Here is a 20,791-nt window from a genome sequence, read left to right as displayed (position 1 = left end):
GGGAAAGGGAACATCAACCGCGCTTGGCGTACAGCTTCGGCTCGCCCGGCGGACGGCTCTTGAAGCGCCGGTGGGCCCACAGGTATTGCTCGGGGCAATCGCGCAGCACGCCTTCGACCCACTGGTTGATGCGGATGCAGTCGGCCTCTTCGGTCTCGCCGGGGAAATCCTCCAGCGGGGCGTGGATCACCAGCCGGTAGCCGCTGCCGTCGGCCAAGCGTTCCTGGGTGAACGGCACCACCAGCGCCTTGCCCAGCCGGGCGAATTTGGTGGTGGCGGTAACGGTCGCCGCCTGAATGCCGAACAGCGGCACGAAAATGCTTTGCTTGGCGCCGTAGTCCTGGTCCGGCGCATACCAGATCGCCCGGCCCGAACGCAGCAGCTTGAGCATGCCGCGCACGTCGTCGCGTTCCACCGCCAGCGAATCGAGGTTGTGCCGTTCGCGGCCGCGACGCTGGACGAAATCGAACAGCGCGTTCTTGTGCTCGCGGTACATGCCGTCGATGGTGTGCTGCTGGCCGAGCAGCGCCGCGCCGATCTCAAGCGTGGTGAAGTGCGCGGCCATCAGGATCACGCCCTTGCCCTCGCGCTGGGCCTTCTGCAGGTGCTCCAGCCCCTCGACATGGGCCAGCTTGGCCAGGCGCTGGCGCGACCACCACCAGCTCATCGCCATTTCAAAGAAGGCGATGCCGGTGGAGGCGAAGTTCTCCTTGAGCAGGCGCTTGCGCTCGGCGGCGGACTTCTCCGGGAAGCACAGTTCCAGGTTGCGCTTGGCGATGCGCCGCCGGTCGCCGGCCAGGCGATACATCACGGCACCGAGAAACCGACCGATGGCCAGCAAGGCGGGGTACGGCAGCTGCACGATCAGCCACAAGAGCCCCAAGCCGCACCAGAGCGGCCAGAAGCGCGGGGAAAGAAAGGCGGTTCGAAAACGCGGGCGTTCCATTAAAGCTTCCGTCAATGCAGTGGCCGCGCATTCTACATCGTTCGACCCGGCTTGCGGCTGGCCGGCGTTCTCGTTATAAGTCTCGGCACTTTTAGTGACAAGCCGTTGTATCCCGACATGAGCCAAACCGAACCGCTAGACCAGGATCCCGTGTTCCAGTTGAAGGGCAGCATGCTGGCCATCACCGTGCTGGAGCTGTCCCGCAACGACCTCGACAGCCTCGACCGGCAACTGGCGGCCAAAGTGGCCCAGGCCCCGAACTTCTTCAGCAACGCGCCGCTGGTCCTGGCCCTGGACAAACTGCCGCCGGGCGAAGGCGCGGTCGACCTGCCGGGACTGATGCGCGTGTGCCGCCAGCACGGCCTGCGCACCCTGGCGATCCGCGCCAGCCGCATCGAGGACATCGCCGCCGCCATCGCCATCGACATCCCGGTGCTGCCGCCGTCCGGCGCCCGCGAGCGGCCGCTGGAGGCACCTGAGCCCGAGGTGAAGAAACAACCGGAAAAGGCGCCGGAACCGACCGTCAAGCCGACCCGCGTCATCACCTCGCCAGTACGTGGTGGCCAGCAGATCTACGCCCAGGGCGGCGATCTGGTGGTGGTCTCCTCGGTCAGCCCCGGGGCGGAACTTCTGGCCGACGGCAACATCCATGTATACGGCCCGATGCGCGGACGTGCGCTGGCCGGCGTCAAGGGCGACACCAAGGCGAGGATTTTCTGTCAGCAATTGAGCGCTGAACTGATCTCCATCGCAGGCCATTACAAGGTTTCCGAAGATTTGCGCCGCGACCCGCTGTGGGGCGCCGGCGTGCAGGTCAGCCTGTCGGGCGACGTGTTGAACATCATTCGGCTTTAACGGATACTGCCGCATTTTCCAAGCATCTCTGAAACATAGCGAAAACGGCTCAAACGAAGTAGGAAAAAGGCCAAAAGCCGAATTCCAGCCAAGGCTGTCCGACTGCATTAGTTTTCAAGAGATGTTTTTCAGGGGCTGAACAGTCCTTCTTCCTTAGGGGTGAAACACCTTGGCCAAGATTCTCGTGGTTACATCCGGCAAGGGTGGTGTGGGTAAGACCACCACCAGCGCCGCTATCGGTACCGGCCTCGCACTGCGCGGGCACAAAACAGTCATCGTCGACTTCGACGTGGGCCTGCGTAACCTCGACCTGATCATGGGTTGCGAGCGTCGCGTGGTGTACGACTTCGTCAACGTGGTCAACGGCGAAGCCAACCTGCAGCAAGCCCTGATCAAGGACAAGCGCCTGGAGAACCTGTACGTGCTGGCCGCCAGCCAGACCCGTGACAAGGACGCGCTGACCCAGGAAGGCGTGGAAAAGGTCCTGATGGAACTCAAGGACCAATTCGACTTCGTGGTCTGCGACTCCCCGGCGGGCATCGAGAAAGGCGCGCACCTGGCCATGTACTTCGCTGACGAAGCGATCGTCGTGACCAACCCTGAGGTTTCCTCGGTGCGCGACTCCGACCGCATGCTGGGCCTGCTGGCCAGCAAGTCGCGCCGCGCCGAAAAAGGCGAAGAGCCGATCCAGGAACACCTGCTGATCACCCGCTACCACCCGGAGCGTGTCGAGAAGGGCGAAATGCTCGGCGTCGAAGACGTCAAGGAAATCCTCGCCGTCCGCCTGCTGGGCGTCATTCCGGAATCCCAGGCCGTGCTCAAGGCCTCCAACCAGGGCGTCCCGGTCATCCTCGACGACCAGAGCGATGCCGGCCAGGCCTACAGCGACACCGTCGACCGTCTGCTGGGCAAGGAAAAAGAACACCGGTTCCTCAATGTCGAGAAGAAGGGATTCTTCGAGCGTCTGTTTGGAGGTAGGTAATGAACCTTTTTGACTTCTTTCGTGCCAACAAGAAGCCCAGCACCGCCTCGGTAGCGAAAGAGCGTCTACAGATCATCGTGGCGCATGAACGCGGCCAGCGCAGCACCCCCGACTACCTGCCGTCCCTGCAGAAGGAACTGGTGGAAGTGATCCGCAAGTACGTCAACATCGGCAACGACGACGTGCACGTGGCGCTGGAAAGCCAGGGCAGCTGCTCGATCCTGGAACTCAACATCACCCTGCCAGACCGCTGATCCGGCCTGGCGGGAACGACGGCGGCTTCAGGCCCTTCCAGCGATGGAACGGCCTGAAGCCGCCGTCGGCATTTGTCACGAGACTGTTTTAATGCCGCTGTCCAACATCCGCATCATCCATCAGGACGCCGCCATTCTGGTGGTCGACAAGCCCACCCTGCTGCTCTCGGTGCCCGGCCGGGCCGAGGACAACAAGGATTGCCTGATCACCCGCCTGCAGGAAAACGGCTACCCGGAAGCGCGAATCGTCCATCGGCTGGATTGGGAAACGTCCGGCATCATCCTGCTGGCCCGCGACCCCGACACCCACCGCGAACTGTCGCGCCAGTTCCACGACCGGGAAACCGAAAAGGCCTACACCGCCTTGTGCTGGGGCCAACCGGAACTGGACAGCGGCAGCATCGACCTGCCCCTGCGCTACGACCCGCCGACCAAGCCGCGCCACGTCGTGGACCACGAGTTCGGCAAGCACGCCCTGACCTTCTGGCGCGTGCTGGAGCGTTGCGGCGACTGGTGCCGCGTCGAGCTGACGCCGATCACCGGCCGTTCGCACCAGTTGCGCGTGCACATGCTGTCCATCGGGCATCCGCTGCTGGGCGACGGGCTCTATGCCCATCCGCAGGCCCTGGCGGCCTGGCCGCGCCTGTGCCTTCACGCCAGCATGCTCAGCTTCACCCACCCCCAGTCCGGCGAACGCTTGCGCTTCGAGTGCCCGGCGCCGTTCTGAGCACTGCCCAGAGGGGCAGTCGCCTGTATTGAGACAAGGATTTTTGTTCCGGATGAGCGGTATCGATTCCCTGGCAACACCCGTCAAGAAAACCCGTCACCAGCTGCTTTACCTGATCTACGGCAACCAGGATGTGTACCGGCGCGAAGCCAAGTTCAGCATCCTCACCGCCCTGTCCCAGGCCAAGAACGGCAAGCGCCCGGCGATCCGGATCCTCACCGACCGGCCGCAGGACTACGCCGGCTGGCCGGTGGACACCATTCTGCTGGACGAACAGACCCTGACCCGCTGGCAAGGCAGCCACGGCTACCACCACCGGCGCAAGGCCTGTGCGATCGCCGCCGGCCTGCAACTGGCGCAGAAGACCCTGTTCGTCGACACCGACACGCTGTTCACCAGCGACCCCAACCGGCTGTTCCAGCACATCACCCCCGGCCAATCGGTGATGGACCGCTTCGAGTACGACTGGAAAGACGTGCACCAGCGCCAGGACTACCTCAAGCTCGCCCGCGACCTCGTTGCCCACGGCGTGACGCCCGACAACGGCTTCAAGCTCTACAACAGCGGCCTGTGCGGGGTCACCGACAGCGACTCGGCGCTGTTCGAGGAGTCGATCCGCCTGATCGACGAATGGACCGCCGGCGGCTTCGAGATCCACACCATCGAGCAGATCGCCTTGTCGTACGCCATGCGCAAGCGTCCGGTGGTGGAGGCGCGCAAGCACATCTACCACTACTTCGCGGAGAAGCGTTTCTTCCATGCGATGCAGGCGTACTTCTTCTCCCAGCACGGCGAAGCGTTCAGCCAGCGCCTGGTGGACCTGTGCACCGACGTGCCGCGGGCCAAGCCGTTCCCGTCGGCCTGGCAGCGCCTGAAGATCAAATGGAAACTGCGCAACCAGAGCGGCACCCTGCGCAAGGTCGGCCGCGACCTTTTGTACGGCAGCGCCGCGCCGGACCATCCGTACTACACCGCTTGCCGCCATGAGTGGTGGGAATGCGCCTCGCGGGAGATCCTGCGCTGGGACGAAAGCCGCCGGAAAAAGCTGCTGGACCATCCCCGCTGGCCGCAGCAACTGCCGCGTCCGGACAAGCCCGAAGACGAAAAGATCATCATGAGCTACCTGAAGAAACGGGTGTCGGCGGCCCGCTGAGGCACCTCTCCGGCTCCGCGACGCCTTGGCTGACGCCATCGCCGGCAGGCCAGCTCCCCACAGTTATCGCAGATCACCGAAGACCACTGTGGGAGCGGGCTTGCCCGCGAAAGGGCCGGCCCCGGCAACACCCTCCTGCCGGCCGCCCTTCTGTGGGAGCCAGCCTGCTGGCGATGGCGCCGGCCCAGGCACCGCAAGACCGGACCAAGACAGTAGCGCCCGCATGTCCCCAGCCTCGGACCGATGGGTTAAACTCCCGCCCATCGCTGTCTGGAGCCTCCTATGCGCGAAGAGTTGAACCAAGGCCTGATCGACTTCCTCAAGGCCTCACCTACCCCGTTCCACGCCACCGCCAGCCTTGCCCAACGCCTGGAGGCCGCCGGTTATGTGCGCCTCGACGAGCGCGAGCCGTGGCACACCGAAGCCAACGGCCGTTACTACGTCACCCGTAACGACTCCTCGATCATCGCCGTCAAGATGGGCCGCCACTCGCCGCTCCACGACGGTATCCGCCTGGTCGGCGCCCACACCGACAGCCCGTGCCTGCGGGTCAAGCCGCAACCGGAACTGCAGCGCCAGGGCTTCTGGCAACTGGGCGTCGAAGTCTACGGCGGCGCGCTGCTGGCGCCATGGTTCGACCGCGACCTGTCGCTGGCCGGCCGCGTCACCTTCCGCCGCGACGGCAAGGTCGAAAGCCAACTGATCGACTTCAAGGCACCGATCGCGATCATCCCCAACCTTGCGATCCACCTCAACCGCGAAGCCAACCAGGGCTGGGCGATCAACGCACAGACCGAGCTGCCGCCGGTGCTGGCGCAGTTCGCCGGCGACGAGCGCGTGGACTTCCGCGCCGTGCTCACCGACCAGTTGGCCCGCGAGCACGGCCTCAACGCCGATGTGGTGCTCGACTACGAGCTGAGCTTCTACGACACCCAGAGCGCCGCCGTCATCGGCCTGCACGGCGACTTCATCGCCGGCGCCCGCCTGGACAACCTGCTGTCGTGCTACGCCGGCCTGCAGGCCCTGCTCAACGCCGACACCGAAGAGACCTGCGTGCTGGTGTGCAACGACCACGAAGAGGTCGGCTCCTGCTCGGCCTGCGGCGCCGACGGCCCGATGCTGGAGCAGACCCTGCGCCGCCTGCTGCCCGAAGGCGACGAGTTCGTGCGCACCATCCAGAAATCCCTGCTGGTCTCGGCCGACAACGCCCACGGCGTGCACCCCAACTACGCCGAGAAGCACGACGGCAACCACGGTCCGAAACTCAACGCCGGCCCGGTGATCAAGGTCAACAACAACCAGCGCTACGCCACCAACAGCGAAACCGCCGGGTTCTTCCGCCACCTGTGCATGGCCGAAGAAGTGCCGGTGCAAAGCTTCGTGGTGCGCAGCGACATGGGCTGCGGCTCGACCATCGGCCCGATCACCGCCAGCCACCTGGGCGTGCGCACCGTCGACATCGGCCTGCCGACGTTCGCCATGCACTCGATCCGCGAACTGTGCGGCAGCCATGACCTGGCGCACCTGGTCAAGGTGCTGAGCGCGTTCTACGCCAGCCGCGAACTGCCGTAACCCTGCGAGAACATCGCCGGCAGACGGGCTCCCACATGGGCAATGCGTTCCAGTGTGGGAGCCAGCCTGCTGGCGATGGCTATCGAACAGACGCCGCCCCCGTCCGGAGCGGCCCGGTTCTGACCCGCATCACCCCCACCGGGCAAAATCCCACCTAGACTTGAACCATCCCCTTCGACAAGGCAGTCGCCATGATCTCGATGTCATCGTTCCACGCCATGCTCATTCCGATCCTGTCGGGCATGATCCTGCTCGCCATCGGCTTCAACTTCCGCGACAAGAACGCCGGCGTGTTCGCCATGTGGGTCGGCATGCTGATGATCCTGGCCACCGTGGTCTACAAGATCCTGGCCAAACTCAACGAATGAGCCGTGCTGCGCTCGCATTGGCTCCGGCGGGCTCGTACACTCGCCCGATCCGCCCCTTGCGAGGTTGACTGCCCCGTGTTCGCCCGTCTCTTCACCCTGCCCTGCCTGTTTCTCGTCTGCCTGATTTCCCTGATGCCGCTGGCGCCGGCCGAGGCGGTCGGCCTGCCGGGCATCCTCAACGGCGCGAACAAGGCCCAGCCCGAAGCCCAGGAACCGCTGGGCCAGTCGCTGGACGAGGTCATCAAGTCGCTGGAGAACGATCAGCAGCGCGCCCGCCTGCTGGCGGATCTGAAGAAACTGCGCGACGCCACCCAAAAGGCCCAGGCCACCCCGGAAGAAGGCGTGCTGGGCCTGATCGGCGGCACCCTGGCCAACTTCGAAAAGCAGTTTTCCGGCGCCGACAGCCCGCTCAGCCGCTGGCTCGCCGAATTCGACCAGGCCCAGGACGAACTGGCCGCCCTGATGGTGCCCGCCAGCGAGTGGGTGCCGATCGTCTTCGCCTTCGCCGTGATCCTCGCGGTCTGGAGCCTGCTCGCCGCCGCGCTGATCTGGCTCGGGCACCGGGTGCGCCTGCGCTTCGGCCTCACCGAGGAACTGCCGCAACACCCCAAGGCCCTCGACATGCTGCGCTTCGCCCTGCGCAAGCTCGGGCCATGGATGATCGCGCTGGTGATGACCGTCTACATGAGTTACGCCCTGCCGTCGTCGCTGGGCAAGAGCCTGGCGATGGTGCTGGCCTATGCCTTGGTGGTGGGCACCTGTTTCTCGGCGATCTGCGTGATCGCCTTTTCCCTGCTCGACGGGCCGCACCGCCACCGCGCGCTGTACATCCTGCGGCACCAGGCGTTCCGCCCGCTGTGGCTGATCGGCAGCTTCGCCGCGTTCGGCGAGGCCCTGAACGATCCGCGCCTGATCGCCAGCCTCGGCGTGCACCTGGCGCACACCGCCGCCACGGTCGCCAACGTACTCGCCGCCCTGTTCACCGCGCTGTTCATCCTGCGCTTCCGGCGGCCCATCGCCCATCTGATCCGCAACCAGCCGCTGTCCCGCCGCCTGACCCGCCGCGCCCTCAGCGACACCATCGAGATCCTGGGCACGTTCTGGTACGTCCCGGCGCTGGTGCTGGTCGGCATTTCGCTGTTCGCCACGTTCATTTCCGCCGGCGACACCAGCACCGCGTTGCGCCAGTCGCTGATCTGCACCGTGCTGCTGGTGCTGTGCATGGTCATCAACGGTCTGGTGCGTCGCCATGCGCTCAAGCCGCAGCGCGGGCCGAAGCGCCACGCGTTCTATTCCGAACGCCTCAAAGCCTTTTTCTACACCCTCGCCCACCTGGCGGTATGGCTGGCGTTCATCGAGTTGGGCCTGCGGGTGTGGGGCAAGTCGCTGATCGGCTTCACCGAAGGCGAAGGCCACGACGTCAGCGTCAAGCTGTTCAGCCTGATCGGCACCCTGATCTTCGCCTGGCTGATCTGGATCCTCAGCGACACCGCCGTGCACCACGCCCTCACCCGCTCGCGCAAGGGCCTGGCCAACACCCGGGCGCAGACGATGATGCCGCTGATCCGCAACGTGCTGTTCGTGGCGATCTTCATCGTGGCCCTGATCGTCGCCCTGGCCAACATGGGCATGAACGTCACGCCGCTGCTGGCCGGTGCGGGCGTGATCGGCCTGGCCATCGGCTTCGGTGCGCAGTCGCTGGTGGCGGACCTGATCACCGGGCTGTTCATCATCATCGAAGATTCGCTGGCCATCGACGACTACGTGGACGTCGGCGGCCACCTGGGCACCGTCGAAGGGCTGACCATCCGCACCGTGCGCCTGCGGGACATCGACGGCATCGTGCACACCATCCCGTTCAGCGAAATCAAGAGCATCAAGAACTACTCCCGTGAGTTCGGCTACGCGATCTTCCGGGTCGCGGTGCCGTACAACATGGACATCGACGAGGCGATGAAGCTGATGCGCGAGGTCGGCCAGAAGATGCGCACCGATCCCCTGCAGCGCCGCAACATCTGGTCGCCGCTGGAGTTTCAGGGAGTGGAGAGTTTCGAGTCCGGCAACGCGATCCTGCGGGCGCGCTTCAAGACCGCGCCGATCAAGCAGTGGGAGGTTTCGCGGGCGTTCAACCTGTCGCTCAAGCGCCACCTGGACGAAGCCGGGCTGGACCTGGCGACGCCGCGCATGAGCGTGCAGGTGGTGACGGCCGGCGGTGGAGAGCCGAAACCGGAGTGACCGTCATCGCAAGCAGGCTCACTCCCCGCACTCCCCCCGAATCCCTGTGTGAGCCAGCCTGCTGTCGATGACGTCGGCAGGCGCACCGATCCAGTCACGGCCAGCCAACAGCTCAGAACACATCGACGCCGACATGGATCGCGTCATGCCGCCAGAACTCCAGGTCGCAGTCGATCAGCCGCTCGTGCTGATCGTAGTTGACCCGGGCGATCCGCAAGCCCGGACTGCCCACCGACACCCGCAGCGCCGCCGCGGCATCCACCGACAGCGAGGTCGGCACGATCTCGAACCGCACCCGGCCGTAGTGCAGGTCGTAGTTGCGCGCGTACAGCTCGGTGATCGACTGGTTCAGGTCGCAGTCCAGGATGCCCGGGAAATACTGCGGGTTCAGGTAGTGCTCCACATACAGCACCAGCCGCCCGTCGATGCGCCGCGACCGGCAGATCTGGATCACGCTCGACAGCGCCGGCAACTGCAACCAGGCGCACACCGCCGCCGACGCCGGCTGCAGCCGCGCCGAAATCACCTCGGTCGACGGCACCCGCCCCTGGGCGCTGACCATCGCGTGAAAGTGGCTGCGCTGCATCAGGTTGTACGCCAGGCGCGGCGGTGACACGAACCAGCCACGGCGCTCCTCGCGGTAGATCTGCCCTTGGGCCTCCAGCTGCAGCAACGCCTCGCGCACCGTGATCCGGGTGGTGCCGAACAGCTCGCTGAGCTTGCGCTCGGCCGGCAGCTTGCTGCCGGGCGCCAGCAGGCCGTGGTTCATCTGCTCCTGAAGGATCAGGCAAATGGCTGTCACCGCTTTTGTTGCCTCATCGCGCATCAACGTTACCTATCTGGACTAGACCAGCACTGTTTCGGGGCAGAACCGCGCTGCAAAACCGGCTCATCACTGAACACAAAGCCTAGGCAGCGCAGATGACCGGGAGATGACAAAACCGCCCGACGGTCACGCTCACAGCCTGCAATACATCGGCCAAGTCCCTTGCGGGCCGGGCTTCGGCCATGGTCTACGCTTATCGGGCAGCCTGCGACGGCCCGCAGAAAAAAACGCCGCCGGACGGTCGCCGACATCAAAGTGTCATCCAGCCCCCTTAGATTGGCTCAGGTATTGCTGACCTAGACCAACACACACCGCAATCGCAGCGTTGAACACGACCCAAGGAGCTTCGGAATGAAACAGTTTTTCCTGGCATCACTGTTAGGCTCGACCATTGCAATGTGCACCGCCGCCATGGCGGCCGACGACCTGAAAACCCTGGAAGCCGCTGCGAAAGCGGAAGGCGCCGTCAACAGCGTGGGCATGCCCGACGACTGGGCCAACTGGAAAGGCACCTGGGAAGACCTGGCCAAGAACTACGGCCTCAAGCACGTCGACACCGACATGAGCTCGGCCCAGGAAATCGCCAAGTTCGCCGCCGAGAAAGACAACGCCACCGCCGACATCGGCGACGTCGGCGCGGCCTTCGGCCCGATCGCGGTCAAGCAAGGCGTGGTGCAGCCGTACAAGCCGAGCACCTGGGAGCAGGTGCCTGCCTGGGCCAAGGACAAGGACGGCAACTGGGCGCTGGCCTACACCGGCACCATCGCCTTCATCGTCAACAAGAAGCTGCTGCACGGCTCCGAAGTGCCGACCAAATGGGCCGACCTCAAGGGCGGCAAGTACAAGGTCTCCATCGGTGACGTGAGCACCGCCGCGCAAGCCGCCAACGGCGTGCTGGCCGCCGCGCTGGCCAACGGCGGCGACGAGAAGAACCTGCAGCCGGCGCTGCTGCTGTTCGCCGACATCGCCAAGCAGGGTCGCCTGTCGATGTCCAACCCGACCATCTCCACCATCGAGAAGGGTGAAGTGGAAGTCGGCGTGGTCTGGGACTTCAACGGCCTGAGCTACAAGGCCAAGATGGCCAACCCGGATGACTTCGTGGTGCTGATCCCGTCCGACGGCTCGGTGATCTCCGGCTACACCACCATCATCAACAAGTACGCGAAGAACCCGAACGCGGCCAAGCTGACCCGCGAATACATCTTCAGCGACGCCGGCCAGATCAACCTGGCCCGCGGCAACGCCCGTCCGATCCGCGCCGAGCACCTGACCCTGCCGGAAGACGTGAAGGCCAAGCTGCTGCCGAACGAGCAGTACAAGAAGGTCACCCCGATCAAGGACGCCGATGCGTGGGAGAAGACCTCCAAGGCCCTGCCGCAGAAGTGGAACGAAGAAGTCATCGTCGAGATGAAGTAAGCCGATAGATCCCCACTGGGTCTGGCACAAAACCCTGTGGGAGCGGGCTTGCTCGCTCCCACAGGATCCGTATCGATTTCGAGTTTCCCGTTCTTATTGTTTCGCGGAGTTTCTGCCCCTATGAAGCACAACGTCATCCTTGTCGTGCTCGACGGCCTCAGCCACGAGGTCGCCCGTCACGCCATGGGGCATCTGCAAGCTTATGTCGGCGCAGGACGCGCCGCGCTCCATCAACTGGAGTGCGAGCTTCCGGCCCTGTCCCGACCGCTGTACGAATGCATCCTCACCGGCGTGCCGCCGATCGACAGCGGCATCGTCCACAACAACGTCTCGCGCCTGTCCAACCAGCGCAGCATCTACCACTACGCCAGGGACGCCGGCCTGACCACCGCTGCGGCGGCCTACCACTGGGTCAGCGAGCTGTACAACCGCTCACCGTTCGTGGCGGCGCGCGACCGTCACACCGACGACCCGGCCCTGCCGATCCAGCACGGCCACTTCTACTGGAACGACCACTACCCGGACTCGCACCTGTTCGCCGACGCCGAGCACCTGCGCCTGCGCCACCGCCCGAACTTTCTGCTGATCCATCCGATGAACATCGACGACGCCGGCCACAAGCACGGCCTCGACTCGCCCCAGTACCGCAACAGCGCCCGCAGCGCCGACATCATCCTCGCCGACTACCTGCAAGGCTGGCTCGACGCCGGCTACCAGGTGCTGGTGACCGCCGACCACGGCATGAACAACGACCGCTCGCACAACGGCCTGCTGCCGGAGGAGCGCCGGGTGCCGCTGTTCGTGCTGGGCGACGCCTTCAGCCTGGATCCGGGCGCCCGGCCGAAGCAGACCGACCTGTGCGGCACCGTCTGCGAACTGCTCGGTGTGCCCCACGACAAACCCGTCTGCCGGGAGCTGCTCAAGTGAATCCGATGACCCGCAGCAAATGGCTGGCCGCCCTGTGCCTGGTGCCTTTCGCCCTGTTCTTCATGGTGTTCGAGATCGCACCGCTGGCCTGGGTGATGATCAACAGCCTGCAATCGGAGGAGTCCGGCTGGGGCCTGGCCAACTTCACCAGGATCTTCAGCTCCAAGTTCTACCTGCAGGCGATCCAGTACAGCCTGGAGATCAGTTTCTGGTCGAGCGTGTTCGGCATCCTCATTGCGGTGCTGGGCGCGTACTCGCTGCGCCGGGTCGACAGCAAACTGCGCAACTTCGTCAACGCCTTCGCCAACATGACCAGCAACTTCGCCGGCGTGCCCCTGGCCTTCGCGTTCATCATCCTGCTGGGCTTCAACGGCAGCTTCACGATCATGCTGAAGCAGGCCGGGCTCATCCAGGACTTCAACCTGTACTCCAAGACCGGACTGATCATCCTCTACACCTACTTCCAGATCCCCCTCGGCGTGCTGCTGCTCTATCCGGCCTTCGATGCGCTGCGCGAAGACTGGCGCGAGTCCGCCGCGCTGCTCGGCGCCAGCGGCTGGCAGTTCTGGCGCCACATCGGCCTGCCGGTGCTGACCCCGGCGCTGCTGGGCACCTTCGTGATCCTGCTGGCCAACGCCCTGGGCGCCTATGCCACGGTCTACGCGCTGACCACCGGCAACTTCAACGTGCTGCCGATCCGCATCGCGGCGATGGTCTCCGGCGACATCTCGCTCGACCCGAACCTGGCCAGCGCCCTGGCCGTGGTGCTGGTCGTCCTGATGACCCTGGTGACCGTCGTGCATCAACTGCTGCTCAAGAGGAGCTACCATGTCTCGCGCTGAATCCGGCCCGGCCGGCCTCTACCACCGCGTCGTGGTCTGCCTGCTGTTCGCCATTCTGCTGCTGCCGCTGGCGGGCACGCTGGTCTACTCGATCGCCAGCAGTTGGTCGGCCACCGTGCTGCCCAGCGGCTTCACCTTCAAGTGGTACATCCAGCTGTGGAGCGATCCGCGCTTCCTGCACGCCTTCGGCCAGTCGCTGCTGGTGTGCGTGGGCGCGCTGGCGCTGTCGGTGGTGCTGATCCTGCCGCTGCTGTTCGTGGTGCACTACCACTTCCCCAAGCTCGACGCGCTGATGAACATCCTGATCCTGCTGCCCTTCGCGGTGCCGCCGGTGGTGTCGTCGGTGGGGCTGCTGCAGCTCTACGGCTCCGGGCCGCTGGCGATGGTCGGCACGCCGTGGATCCTGATCGGCTGCTACTTCACCGTGGCGCTGCCGTTCATGTACCGGGCGATCACCAACAACCTGCAGGCGATCAACCTGCGCGACCTGATGGACGCCGCCCAACTGCTCGGCGCCAGCACCTGGCAGGCGGCGTTCCTGGTGGTGCTGCCGAACCTGCGCAAGGGCTTGATGGTGGCGTTGCTGCTGTCGTTCTCGTTCCTGTTCGGCGAGTTCGTGTTCGCCAACATCCTGGTCGGCACCCGCTACGAAACCCTGCAGGTGTACCTGAACAACATGCGCAACAGCAGCGGCCACTTCACCAGTGCGCTGGTGATCTCCTACTTCTTTTTCGTGCTGGTCCTGACCTGGGTCGCCAACATCTTGAACAAGGACAAAAGCCAATGAGCTATGTCAGCGTCCAACATCTGCAGAAGCACTACGCGGGCACCACGGTGTTCAGCGACATCAACTGCGAAATCAACAAGGGCGAGTTCGTCACCCTGCTCGGCCCGTCCGGCTGCGGCAAGTCCACCCTGCTGCGCTGCATCGCCGGCCTGACGCCGGTGGACGGCGGCAAGATCCTGCTCGACGGCGTCGACATCGTGCCGCTGAGCCCGCAGAAGCGCGGGATCGGCATGGTGTTCCAGAGCTACGCGCTGTTCCCCAACATGACCGTGGAGCAGAACGTGGCGTTCGGCCTGCGCATGCAGAAGGTCAACGCCGACGACAGCCACAAGCGCGTGGCCGAAGCGCTGAAGCTGGTGGAGCTCAATGACTTCGCCGGCCGCTATCCCCATCAGTTGTCCGGCGGCCAGTGCCAGCGCGTGGCCCTCGCCCGCTCCCTGGTCACCCGGCCCCGCCTGCTGTTGCTGGACGAACCGCTGTCAGCCCTCGATGCGCGGATCCGCAAGCACCTGCGCGAGCAGATCCGGCAGATCCAGCGCGAACTCGGCCTGACCACGATCTTCGTCACCCACGACCAGGAAGAAGCGCTGACCATGTCCGACCGGATTTTCCTGATGAACCAGGGAAAGATCGTACAGAGCGGCGATGCCGAAACCCTGTACACCGCCCCGGTGGACGTGTTCGCCGCCGGCTTCATCGGCAACTACAACCTGCTGGACGCCGACAGCGCCTCGAAGCTGCTGCAGCGCCCGGTCCACCACCGCATCGCCATCCGCCCGGAAGCCATCGAACTGCGCGTGGACGGCGAGCCCGACGCGCAGATCCGCAGCCACAGCCTGCTGGGCAACGTGATCCGCTACCGGGTCGAGGCCCGGGGCGTGGAACTGGTGGTGGACGTGCTCAACCGTTCGGCGGCGGATCTGCACCCCGACGGCCGCCGCCTCAAGCTTTCCATCGATCCGACGGCCCTGCGTGAGGTAGCCTGATGACTTTGCTGACGTTGAAGAGAGAACCGCACTGATGGCCCTGGCAATTTTTGATCTGGACGAAACCCTGATCCACGGCGACTGCGCCTCCCTCTGGAGCGAGCAGATGGGACGACTGGGCTGGGTCGATCCCGAGTCGTTCATGCGCAGGAACAACGAACTGATGGACGCCTACAGCCATGGCAAGCTGCGCATGGAGGACTACATGGCGTTCAGCCTTGAGCCGCTGATCGGCCGCACCCCGGCGGAGGTGGAACACCTGGTCGAACCGTGGGTGGAAGACTTCATCGAACCGATCATCTTCAGCGATGCGACCAAGGCCATCGCCGCCCACCGCAAGGCTGGCGACCGGATCCTGGTGATCTCGGCCTCGGGCACGCACCTGGTCAAGCCGATCGCCGAACGCCTGGGCATCGACGAAATCCTCGGCATCGAGCTGGAGGTCGCCCATGGCGTGTACAGCGGCCAGACCACCGGCATCCTGACCTACCGCGAAGGCAAGATCACCCGTCTGCTGGAGTGGCTGGACGCCGAAGAAGAGAACCTGGAGGGCGCAAGCTTCTATTCCGACTCGCGCAACGACCTGCCGCTGCTGCTGAAGGTGGACTACCCGCACATCGTGAACCCGGATCCGGTGCTGCGCGAACACGCCGAACAGGCCGGCTGGCCGATCCACCTCTGGACCTGACCGCCTCCTGCGGGAGCGTCGGTCCGCACCGCCGCTCCCACAGAATGTGCGGGCCGTCAGGCCAGGCTTTCGTCGATCAGCAGCACCACCTTCCCCGCCACCGTGTTGCTCGCCAGCTCCGCAAACGCCGCTTCGGCGTCCTTGGCCGCGAACGTCTTCGCCAACTGCGGGCTCAACCGTCCTTCGGCGAAGAGCGGCCAGACATGCTGGTTCAGGTCGGCGAACAGATCGGCCTTGAACCCGTCGTCGCGGCTGCGCAGGGTCGAGCCCAGCAACTGCACGCGCTTGCTCAGCACCTGGGCCAGATCCAGCTTCGCCTCGCGCCCGCCCATCAGGCCGATCAGCACCCAGCGGCCATCCTGCGCCAGCAGCTTGAGGTTCAGCGCCGAGTAATGGCCGCCCACCGGATCCAGGATCACATCGAACGGGCCGAAGTCCCGCAGGCTCTCCAGGTCATCGGTGCGCACCGCGCCGCCCTGGGCCCCCAGCGCTTCACAGTAGGCCAGGCGCTCGGCCGAGCCGACGCTGACCCAGCACGGGTTGCCGAACGCCTTGCACAGCTGGATGGCGGCCGAACCGATGCCGCTGGCGCCGGCATGCAGCAAGACCTTCTCGCCCGGCTTGAGCGCCGCCAGCCGGAACACGTTCAGCCAGACAGTGGCGTAGACCTCGGGCAGCGCGGCGGCTTCGGCCAGCGACAGGCCCTCCGGCACCGCCAGCACGTGCCGCCCGTCGACGACCACTTCTTCGGCCATCCCGCCGCCGGCCAGCAGCGCGCACACCCGGTCGCCGACCTGCCAGGACGACCCCGCGCCGACTTCGCTGATCACCCCCGAACACTCAAGGCCGAGCGCCTGGCTCACCCCCGGCGGCGGCGGATAGAGCCCGGCTTTCTGCAACAGATCGGCGCGGTTGAGCCCCGCCGCCGCCACCCGGATGCGCACTTGCCCCGCATCGCACGAAGGACTCGGCTCATCTACCCATGCCACTTGACCGTCAACGCCTTGCAATGCCTTCACACTGCCTCCATAGTGAGTCTGGACTGAGCCCGAAGCTGTAGCGCCGGGCTTTTTGCATTATGCGACCGGCCCTGGGTCTGAACGAACACTGAACGATTGTGTTCGGGCAGAGCGCAGAGGTACCGGCGACTTCAAAGACGGCCTAATATGCGTTATCAATTGTCCCCGCGTCGAATCAGCATGAAGCATCTGCTCCCCAGCTCCGCCCTCGCCCTCATCATCGGTATCGGTCTGTTGCCGGTCTCGGGCAGCTCATTCGCAGCCAACAGCTGGGACAAGCTGCAGCCCGACCGTGACGAAGTGATCGCCAGCCTGAACGTCGTCGAACTGCTCAAGCGCCACCACTACAGCAAGCCGCCGCTGGACGACGCCCGTTCGGTGATCATCTACGACAGCTACATCAAGCTGCTGGATCCGTCGCGCAGCTACTTCATGGCCAGCGACATCGCCGAATTCGACAAGTGGAAGACCCAGTTCGACGACTTCCTCAAGAGCGGCGACCTCAACGCCGGGTTCACCATCTACAAGCGCTACCTGGACCGCGTGAAGGCGCGCCTGGACTTCGCCCTCGGCGAACTGGGCAAGGGCGTCGACAAGATGGACTTCACCACCAAGGAAACCTTGCTGATCGACCGCAAGGATGCGCCTTGGCTCAAATCCACCGCCGAGCTCGACGACCTGTGGCGCAAGCGCGTCAAGGACGAAGTGCTGCGGATGAAGATCGCCGGCAAAGAGCCCAAGCAGATCCAGGAAACCCTGACCAAGCGCTACAAGAACCAGCTGGCGCGCCTGGACCAGACCCGCCCGGAAGACATCTTCCAGGCGTACATCAACACCTTCGCGATGTCTTACGATCCGCACACCAACTACCTGTCGCCGGACAACGCGGAAAACTTCGACATCAACATGAGCCTGTCCCTGGAGGGCATCGGCGCCGTGCTGCAGAGCGACAACGACCAGGTGAAAGTCGTGCGCCTGGTGCCGGCCGGCCCTGCCGACAAGACCAAGCAGGTCGCCCCGGCGGACAAGATCATCGGCGTCGCCCAGGGCAACAAGGAAATGGTCGACGTGGTCGGCTGGCGCCTGGACGAAGTGGTCAAGCTGATCCGCGGCCCGAAAGGCACCGTGGTGCGCCTGGAAGTGATTCCGGCCAGCAATGCGCCTAACGACCAGACCAGCAAGATCGTGCCGATCACCCGCGAAGCGGTGAAGCTCGAAGACCAGGCCGTGAAGAAGTCCGTGCTCAGCCTGAAACAGGACGGCAAGGACTACAAGCTCGGCGTGATCGAGATCCCGGCCTTCTACCTCGACTTCAAGGCATTCCGCGCCGGCGACCCGGACTACAAGAGCACCACCCGCGACGTCAAGAAACTGCTGACCGAACTGCAGAAAGAGAAAGTCGACGGCGTGGTCATCGACCTGCGCAACAACGGCGGCGGCTCCCTGCAGGAAGCCACCGAGCTGACCAGCCTGTTCATCGACAAGGGCCCGACCGTGCTTGTGCGCAACGCCGACGGCCGTGTCGACGTGCTCGAAGACGAAAACCCGGGCGCCTTCTACAAAGGGCCGATGGCGCTGCTGGTCAACCGCCTGTCCGCGTCGGCCTCGGAGATCTTCGCCGGCGCCATGCAGGACTACCACCGTGCGCTGATCATCGGCGGCCAGACCTTCGGCAAAGGCACCGTGCAGACCATCCAGCCGCTGAACCACGGCGAGCTGAAACTGACCCTGGCCAAGTTCTACCGCGTCTCCGGCCAGAGCACCCAGCACCAGGGCGTACTGCCGGACATCGACTACCCGTCGCTGATCGACACCAAGGAAATCGGCGAAAGCGCCCTGCCGGAAGCCATGCCGTGGGACACCATCCGCGCGGCGATCAAGCCGGCGGTGGATCCGTTCAAGCCGTTCCTGGCGCAGCTCAAGTCCGAGCATGACACCCGCACCGCCAAGGATGCGGAGTTCGTGTTCATCCGCGACAAGCTGGCCCTGGCGCAGAAGCTGCTGGAAGAGAAGACCGTCAGCCTCAACGAAGCCGACCGCCGCGCCCAGCACGCCGACATCGACGCCAAGCAGCTGGCGATGGAAAACATCCGCCGCAAGGCCAAGGGCGAAGAACCGCTCAAGGAACTGAAGAAAGAAGACGACGACGCCCTGGCCGCCGCCGAGCCGGACAAGGTCAAGCCGGAAGACGACGCCTACCTGAGCGAGACCGGGCGGGTGCTGCTGGATTACCTGAAGCTGAGCAACCAGGTCGCCAAGAAGTAAGGTGATGGCAATTTAATGGTGACGATCCCCGGATCGTCATCAAACAGTCATCATTCTGTCGTGCAATAAAGGACTGGGAGCGACTCTTGAACAAGAGCGCTCCCAGTCCTTTTTTTATCGCCCGAGAATGCCATGACCACGACCGAACAGCTGAGTGCCTTGAGCTCGATCCTGACTCAAAGCGGTTTGCACAGCCTGTTCCAGCCGATCATCTGCCTCTCGCAACGGCGCATCCTCGGCTACGAGGCCCTCACCCGGGGCCCGTCCAACAGCCCGCTGCACTCCCCCATCGCCCTGTTCGCCGTGGCCCGCCAGGCCGGCCGCCTGAGCGAACTGGAGATCGCCTGCCGGCAAAGCGCTTGCCGGCGCTTCAACGAACAGCGGCTGCCGGGCAAGCTGTTCCTCAACGTCTCGCCGGAGTCGCTGCTTGAGGCCGCGCATCAACCGGGGCGCACGCTGCAACTGCTTCAGGACTTCGGCATCCCGCCCAGCCAAGTGGTGATCGAACTGACCGAGCAGACGCCGACCGACGACTTCCAGTTGCTGCAAACGGCGCTGCACCACTACCGGGCCATGGGCTTCTCGATTGCGCTGGACGACCTCGGCGCCGGCTATTCGAGCCTGCGGCTCTGGTCCGAGCTGCGTCCGGACTACGTGAAGATCGACCGCCACTTCATCGACGGCATCCATCAGGATGCGCTCAAGCGCGAGTTCGTCGGCTCGATCCTGCAGATCGCCAAGGCCTCCAGGGCCCAGGTGATCGCCGAGGGCATCGAACTGCCGGAAGAGCTCGCCGTGCTCACGGAGATGGGCATCGACCTGGTGCAGGGCTACCTGCTGGGCCGTCCCCAGGAACATCCGCCCCGGGACGCCCGGGCCCTGATGCCCAAGCACGACAGCAGCGCCGTCGCCCTGAACGACGAAGGCAGCGACCTCAGCGCCCTGCTCAACGACCAGCCGGCGGTCAACCGCGACACCCCGACCGCCAACGTGCTGGAAGCCTTCCGCCGCCAGGCCAACCTCAATTCGCTGGCGGTGCTCGACGCCCAGGACCAGCCCTGCGGCATCGTCCACCGGCATTCCTTGTCCGATGCGCTGCTCAAGCCGTTCGCCACCGACCTGTTCGCCCGCAAGCCGATCAGCCGCCTGATGAGCGAAGATTTCCTGGCCGTGGAAATGAACCAGTCGCTGCAGCAGGTCAGCCGCCTGATCACCAGCCGCGCCCGGCAACGCATCGAAGAGGATTTCATCATCACCCTCAACGGCAGCTACCTGGGCCTGGGCCGGGTGATCGACGTGCTCAAGCTGATCACCGAGCTGAAGATCCAGCAGGCCCGCTACGCCAACCCCCTGACCCTGCTGCCCGGCAACGTGCCGATCCAGCAGTGCCTGACCCGCCTGCTGCAGCAGGGCCGCGAGTCGATCATCTGTTACGTCGACATCGACAGCTTCAAGCCCTTCAACGACATCTACGGCTACGGCCGGGGCGACGAAGTGCTGCTGTGCCTGGCCCAATGCCTGAACGAGCGCGTCGACCCCACCCGCGACTTCGTCGGCCACATCGGCGGCGACGACTTCCTGCTGGTGCTGGGACCTGAAGACTGGCGCAAGCGCCTCAACCAGTTGCTCGACGACTTCCAGAGCCAGTGCCGGCGCTTCTACCGCCCCGAACACCTCGACGCCGGCTGCTTCACCGCACCGAACCGTCAGGGGGTGCGCCAGGAATTCCCGCTGCTGTCGCTGTCCATCGGCGTGGTGCACCTGCACCCCGAGGCGTGCGGGCAACTGGACGCCAGCCAGCTCGCGGAAATGGCGTCGCAGGCCAAGCACCACGCCAAGAATGTGCCGGGCTACAGCGTGCACGTCATCGACTGCGGGGCCGTGCCTGACGCAGGGCCGGCGTTGCTGATGGGGCAACGCTGAGACCGTCTCCTGTGGGTGCG

19 protein-coding genes are annotated in these 20,791 nt (G+C 64.9%); 16 read left to right on the top strand and 3 right to left on the bottom strand.

Annotation, left to right across the window (positions count from 1 at the left end; translation table 11 throughout):
* Nucleotides 1-13: 13 nt before the first annotated feature.
* The gene (locus tag CAG41_RS15705) at nt 14-946 is read right to left on the bottom strand and encodes a lipid A biosynthesis lauroyl acyltransferase (protein ID WP_085577675.1); all 933 of its coding nucleotides are present in this window, start codon (nt 944-946) and stop codon (nt 14-16) included.
* A gap of 117 nt (nt 947-1,063) precedes the next feature.
* On the opposite strand from CAG41_RS15705, the gene minC reads away from it, so the two are divergent.
* From minC to CAG41_RS15670, 8 genes are all read left to right on the top strand, one after another.
* The gene (gene minC / locus CAG41_RS15700; RefSeq protein ID WP_085577885.1) at nt 1,064-1,801 is read left to right on the top strand and encodes a septum site-determining protein MinC; all 738 of its coding nucleotides are present in this window, start codon (nt 1,064-1,066) and stop codon (nt 1,799-1,801) included.
* 169 nt (nt 1,802-1,970) lie between these two features.
* On the top strand, nt 1,971-2,783 hold the full coding sequence (gene minD, locus CAG41_RS15695; RefSeq protein ID WP_085577676.1) for a septum site-determining protein MinD: 813 nt from the start codon (nt 1,971-1,973) through the stop codon (nt 2,781-2,783).
* Nucleotides 2,783-3,037 carry a cell division topological specificity factor MinE gene (gene minE, locus CAG41_RS15690; RefSeq protein WP_007960071.1) on the top strand — a complete coding sequence of 85 codons (255 nt, stop codon included), beginning with the start codon at nt 2,783-2,785 and terminating at the stop codon, nt 3,035-3,037. The genes minD and minE overlap by 1 nt, the downstream gene beginning before the upstream one ends.
* A gap of 91 nt (nt 3,038-3,128) precedes the next feature.
* A complete protein-coding gene (locus tag CAG41_RS15685; RefSeq protein WP_085577677.1) occupies nt 3,129-3,764 on the top strand; it encodes an RluA family pseudouridine synthase in 636 nt (211 codons plus the stop codon).
* 52 nt (nt 3,765-3,816) lie between these two features.
* Nucleotides 3,817-4,917, top strand: a complete 1,101-nt coding sequence (locus CAG41_RS15680; protein ID WP_085577678.1) for a hypothetical protein — start codon at nt 3,817-3,819, stop codon at nt 4,915-4,917.
* A gap of 282 nt (nt 4,918-5,199) precedes the next feature.
* Nucleotides 5,200-6,489 carry a M18 family aminopeptidase gene (locus tag CAG41_RS15675; protein WP_085707174.1) on the top strand — a complete coding sequence of 430 codons (1,290 nt, stop codon included), beginning with the start codon at nt 5,200-5,202 and terminating at the stop codon, nt 6,487-6,489.
* Between the two features lie 191 nt (nt 6,490-6,680).
* On the top strand, nt 6,681-6,857 hold the full coding sequence (locus tag CAG41_RS28605; RefSeq protein ID WP_007965354.1) for a hypothetical protein: 177 nt from the start codon (nt 6,681-6,683) through the stop codon (nt 6,855-6,857).
* 75 nt (nt 6,858-6,932) lie between these two features.
* Nucleotides 6,933-9,092, top strand: coding sequence for a mechanosensitive ion channel family protein (locus CAG41_RS15670; RefSeq protein ID WP_085577680.1), 2,160 nt, complete (start codon nt 6,933-6,935; stop codon nt 9,090-9,092).
* Nucleotides 9,093-9,204: 112 nt separating this feature from the next.
* On the opposite strand, the gene CAG41_RS15665 is transcribed toward CAG41_RS15670, so the two are convergent.
* Nucleotides 9,205-9,918, bottom strand: coding sequence for a UTRA domain-containing protein (locus CAG41_RS15665; RefSeq protein ID WP_085577681.1), 714 nt, complete (start codon nt 9,916-9,918; stop codon nt 9,205-9,207).
* A gap of 351 nt (nt 9,919-10,269) precedes the next feature.
* Between CAG41_RS15665 and CAG41_RS15660 the strand changes: the two genes are divergently transcribed.
* The 6 genes from CAG41_RS15660 to CAG41_RS15635 all read left to right on the top strand — a co-directional run bounded on the left by CAG41_RS15660 (nt 10,270) and on the right by CAG41_RS15635 (nt 15,564).
* Nucleotides 10,270-11,334, top strand: coding sequence for an ABC transporter substrate-binding protein (locus tag CAG41_RS15660; RefSeq protein ID WP_085577682.1), 1,065 nt, complete (start codon nt 10,270-10,272; stop codon nt 11,332-11,334).
* 120 nt (nt 11,335-11,454) lie between these two features.
* Nucleotides 11,455-12,261 carry an alkaline phosphatase family protein gene (locus tag CAG41_RS15655; protein ID WP_085577683.1) on the top strand — a complete coding sequence of 269 codons (807 nt, stop codon included), beginning with the start codon at nt 11,455-11,457 and terminating at the stop codon, nt 12,259-12,261.
* A 5-nt stretch (nt 12,262-12,266) separates the two neighbouring features.
* A complete protein-coding gene (locus CAG41_RS15650; RefSeq protein ID WP_170929971.1) occupies nt 12,267-13,103 on the top strand; it encodes an ABC transporter permease subunit in 837 nt (278 codons plus the stop codon).
* A complete protein-coding gene (locus tag CAG41_RS15645) occupies nt 13,090-13,890 on the top strand; it encodes an ABC transporter permease (protein WP_085577685.1) in 801 nt (266 codons plus the stop codon). The genes CAG41_RS15650 and CAG41_RS15645 overlap by 14 nt, the downstream gene beginning before the upstream one ends.
* Nucleotides 13,887-14,876 (top strand): ABC transporter ATP-binding protein, encoded by a 990-nt coding sequence (locus tag CAG41_RS15640; RefSeq protein WP_085694580.1) that lies wholly within the window; start codon nt 13,887-13,889, stop codon nt 14,874-14,876. The genes CAG41_RS15645 and CAG41_RS15640 overlap by 4 nt, the downstream gene beginning before the upstream one ends.
* A gap of 34 nt (nt 14,877-14,910) precedes the next feature.
* Nucleotides 14,911-15,564 (top strand): HAD family phosphatase, encoded by a 654-nt coding sequence (locus CAG41_RS15635; RefSeq protein WP_085577687.1) that lies wholly within the window; start codon nt 14,911-14,913, stop codon nt 15,562-15,564.
* 56 nt (nt 15,565-15,620) lie between these two features.
* Here the strand turns inward: CAG41_RS15635 and CAG41_RS15630 are convergent, their stop codons facing one another.
* Nucleotides 15,621-16,583: a zinc-binding dehydrogenase gene (locus tag CAG41_RS15630; protein WP_085707173.1), complete on the bottom strand. Its 963-nt coding sequence runs from the start codon at nt 16,581-16,583 to the stop codon at nt 15,621-15,623.
* Between the two features lie 180 nt (nt 16,584-16,763).
* Here CAG41_RS15630 and CAG41_RS15625 point away from each other — a divergent pair, with 180 nt between their 5' ends.
* Both CAG41_RS15625 and CAG41_RS15620 read left to right on the top strand, forming a co-directional pair.
* Nucleotides 16,764-18,848, top strand: a complete 2,085-nt coding sequence (locus CAG41_RS15625) for a carboxy terminal-processing peptidase (RefSeq protein ID WP_170929972.1) — start codon at nt 16,764-16,766, stop codon at nt 18,846-18,848.
* Between the two features lie 132 nt (nt 18,849-18,980).
* Complete coding sequence (locus CAG41_RS15620; RefSeq protein ID WP_085656319.1) at nt 18,981-20,771, top strand: bifunctional diguanylate cyclase/phosphodiesterase; 1,791 nt, start codon at nt 18,981-18,983, stop codon at nt 20,769-20,771.
* Nucleotides 20,772-20,791: the final 20 nt, after the last annotated feature.

The sequence above is a fragment of the Pseudomonas sp. B35(2017) genome (assembly GCF_002113645.1).
GTDB lineage: Bacteria > Pseudomonadota > Gammaproteobacteria > Pseudomonadales > Pseudomonadaceae > Aquipseudomonas > Aquipseudomonas ekonensis.
Note: the sequence above shows the minus strand (reverse complement) of the source record. Positions and strands in the feature narration are given on the sequence as shown.

What these genes read in the sequence shown, in the direction of transcription:
- CAG41_RS15705 (WP_085577675.1), bottom strand. Translation starts at nt 946, where the DNA reads ATGGAACGCCCGCGTTTTCGAACCGCCTTTCTTTCCCCGCGCTTCTGG.
- minC (WP_085577885.1), top strand. Translation starts at nt 1,064, where the DNA reads ATGAGCCAAACCGAACCGCTAGACCAGGATCCCGTGTTCCAGTTGAAG.
- minE (WP_007960071.1), top strand. Translation starts at nt 2,783, where the DNA reads ATGAACCTTTTTGACTTCTTTCGTGCCAACAAGAAGCCCAGCACCGCC.
- CAG41_RS15685 (WP_085577677.1), top strand. Translation starts at nt 3,129, where the DNA reads ATGCCGCTGTCCAACATCCGCATCATCCATCAGGACGCCGCCATTCTG.
- CAG41_RS15680 (WP_085577678.1), top strand. Translation starts at nt 3,817, where the DNA reads ATGAGCGGTATCGATTCCCTGGCAACACCCGTCAAGAAAACCCGTCAC.
- CAG41_RS15675 (WP_085707174.1), top strand. Translation starts at nt 5,200, where the DNA reads ATGCGCGAAGAGTTGAACCAAGGCCTGATCGACTTCCTCAAGGCCTCA.
- CAG41_RS28605 (WP_007965354.1), top strand. Translation starts at nt 6,681, where the DNA reads ATGATCTCGATGTCATCGTTCCACGCCATGCTCATTCCGATCCTGTCG.
- CAG41_RS15665 (WP_085577681.1), bottom strand. Translation starts at nt 9,918, where the DNA reads ATGCGCGATGAGGCAACAAAAGCGGTGACAGCCATTTGCCTGATCCTT.
- CAG41_RS15660 (WP_085577682.1), top strand. Translation starts at nt 10,270, where the DNA reads ATGAAACAGTTTTTCCTGGCATCACTGTTAGGCTCGACCATTGCAATG.
- CAG41_RS15655 (WP_085577683.1), top strand. Translation starts at nt 11,455, where the DNA reads ATGAAGCACAACGTCATCCTTGTCGTGCTCGACGGCCTCAGCCACGAG.
- CAG41_RS15650 (WP_170929971.1), top strand. Translation starts at nt 12,267, where the DNA reads ATGACCCGCAGCAAATGGCTGGCCGCCCTGTGCCTGGTGCCTTTCGCC.
- CAG41_RS15645 (WP_085577685.1), top strand. Translation starts at nt 13,090, where the DNA reads ATGTCTCGCGCTGAATCCGGCCCGGCCGGCCTCTACCACCGCGTCGTG.
- CAG41_RS15640 (WP_085694580.1), top strand. Translation starts at nt 13,887, where the DNA reads ATGAGCTATGTCAGCGTCCAACATCTGCAGAAGCACTACGCGGGCACC.
- CAG41_RS15635 (WP_085577687.1), top strand. Translation starts at nt 14,911, where the DNA reads ATGGCCCTGGCAATTTTTGATCTGGACGAAACCCTGATCCACGGCGAC.
- CAG41_RS15625 (WP_170929972.1), top strand. Translation starts at nt 16,764, where the DNA reads ATGAAGCATCTGCTCCCCAGCTCCGCCCTCGCCCTCATCATCGGTATC.
- CAG41_RS15620 (WP_085656319.1), top strand. Translation starts at nt 18,981, where the DNA reads ATGACCACGACCGAACAGCTGAGTGCCTTGAGCTCGATCCTGACTCAA.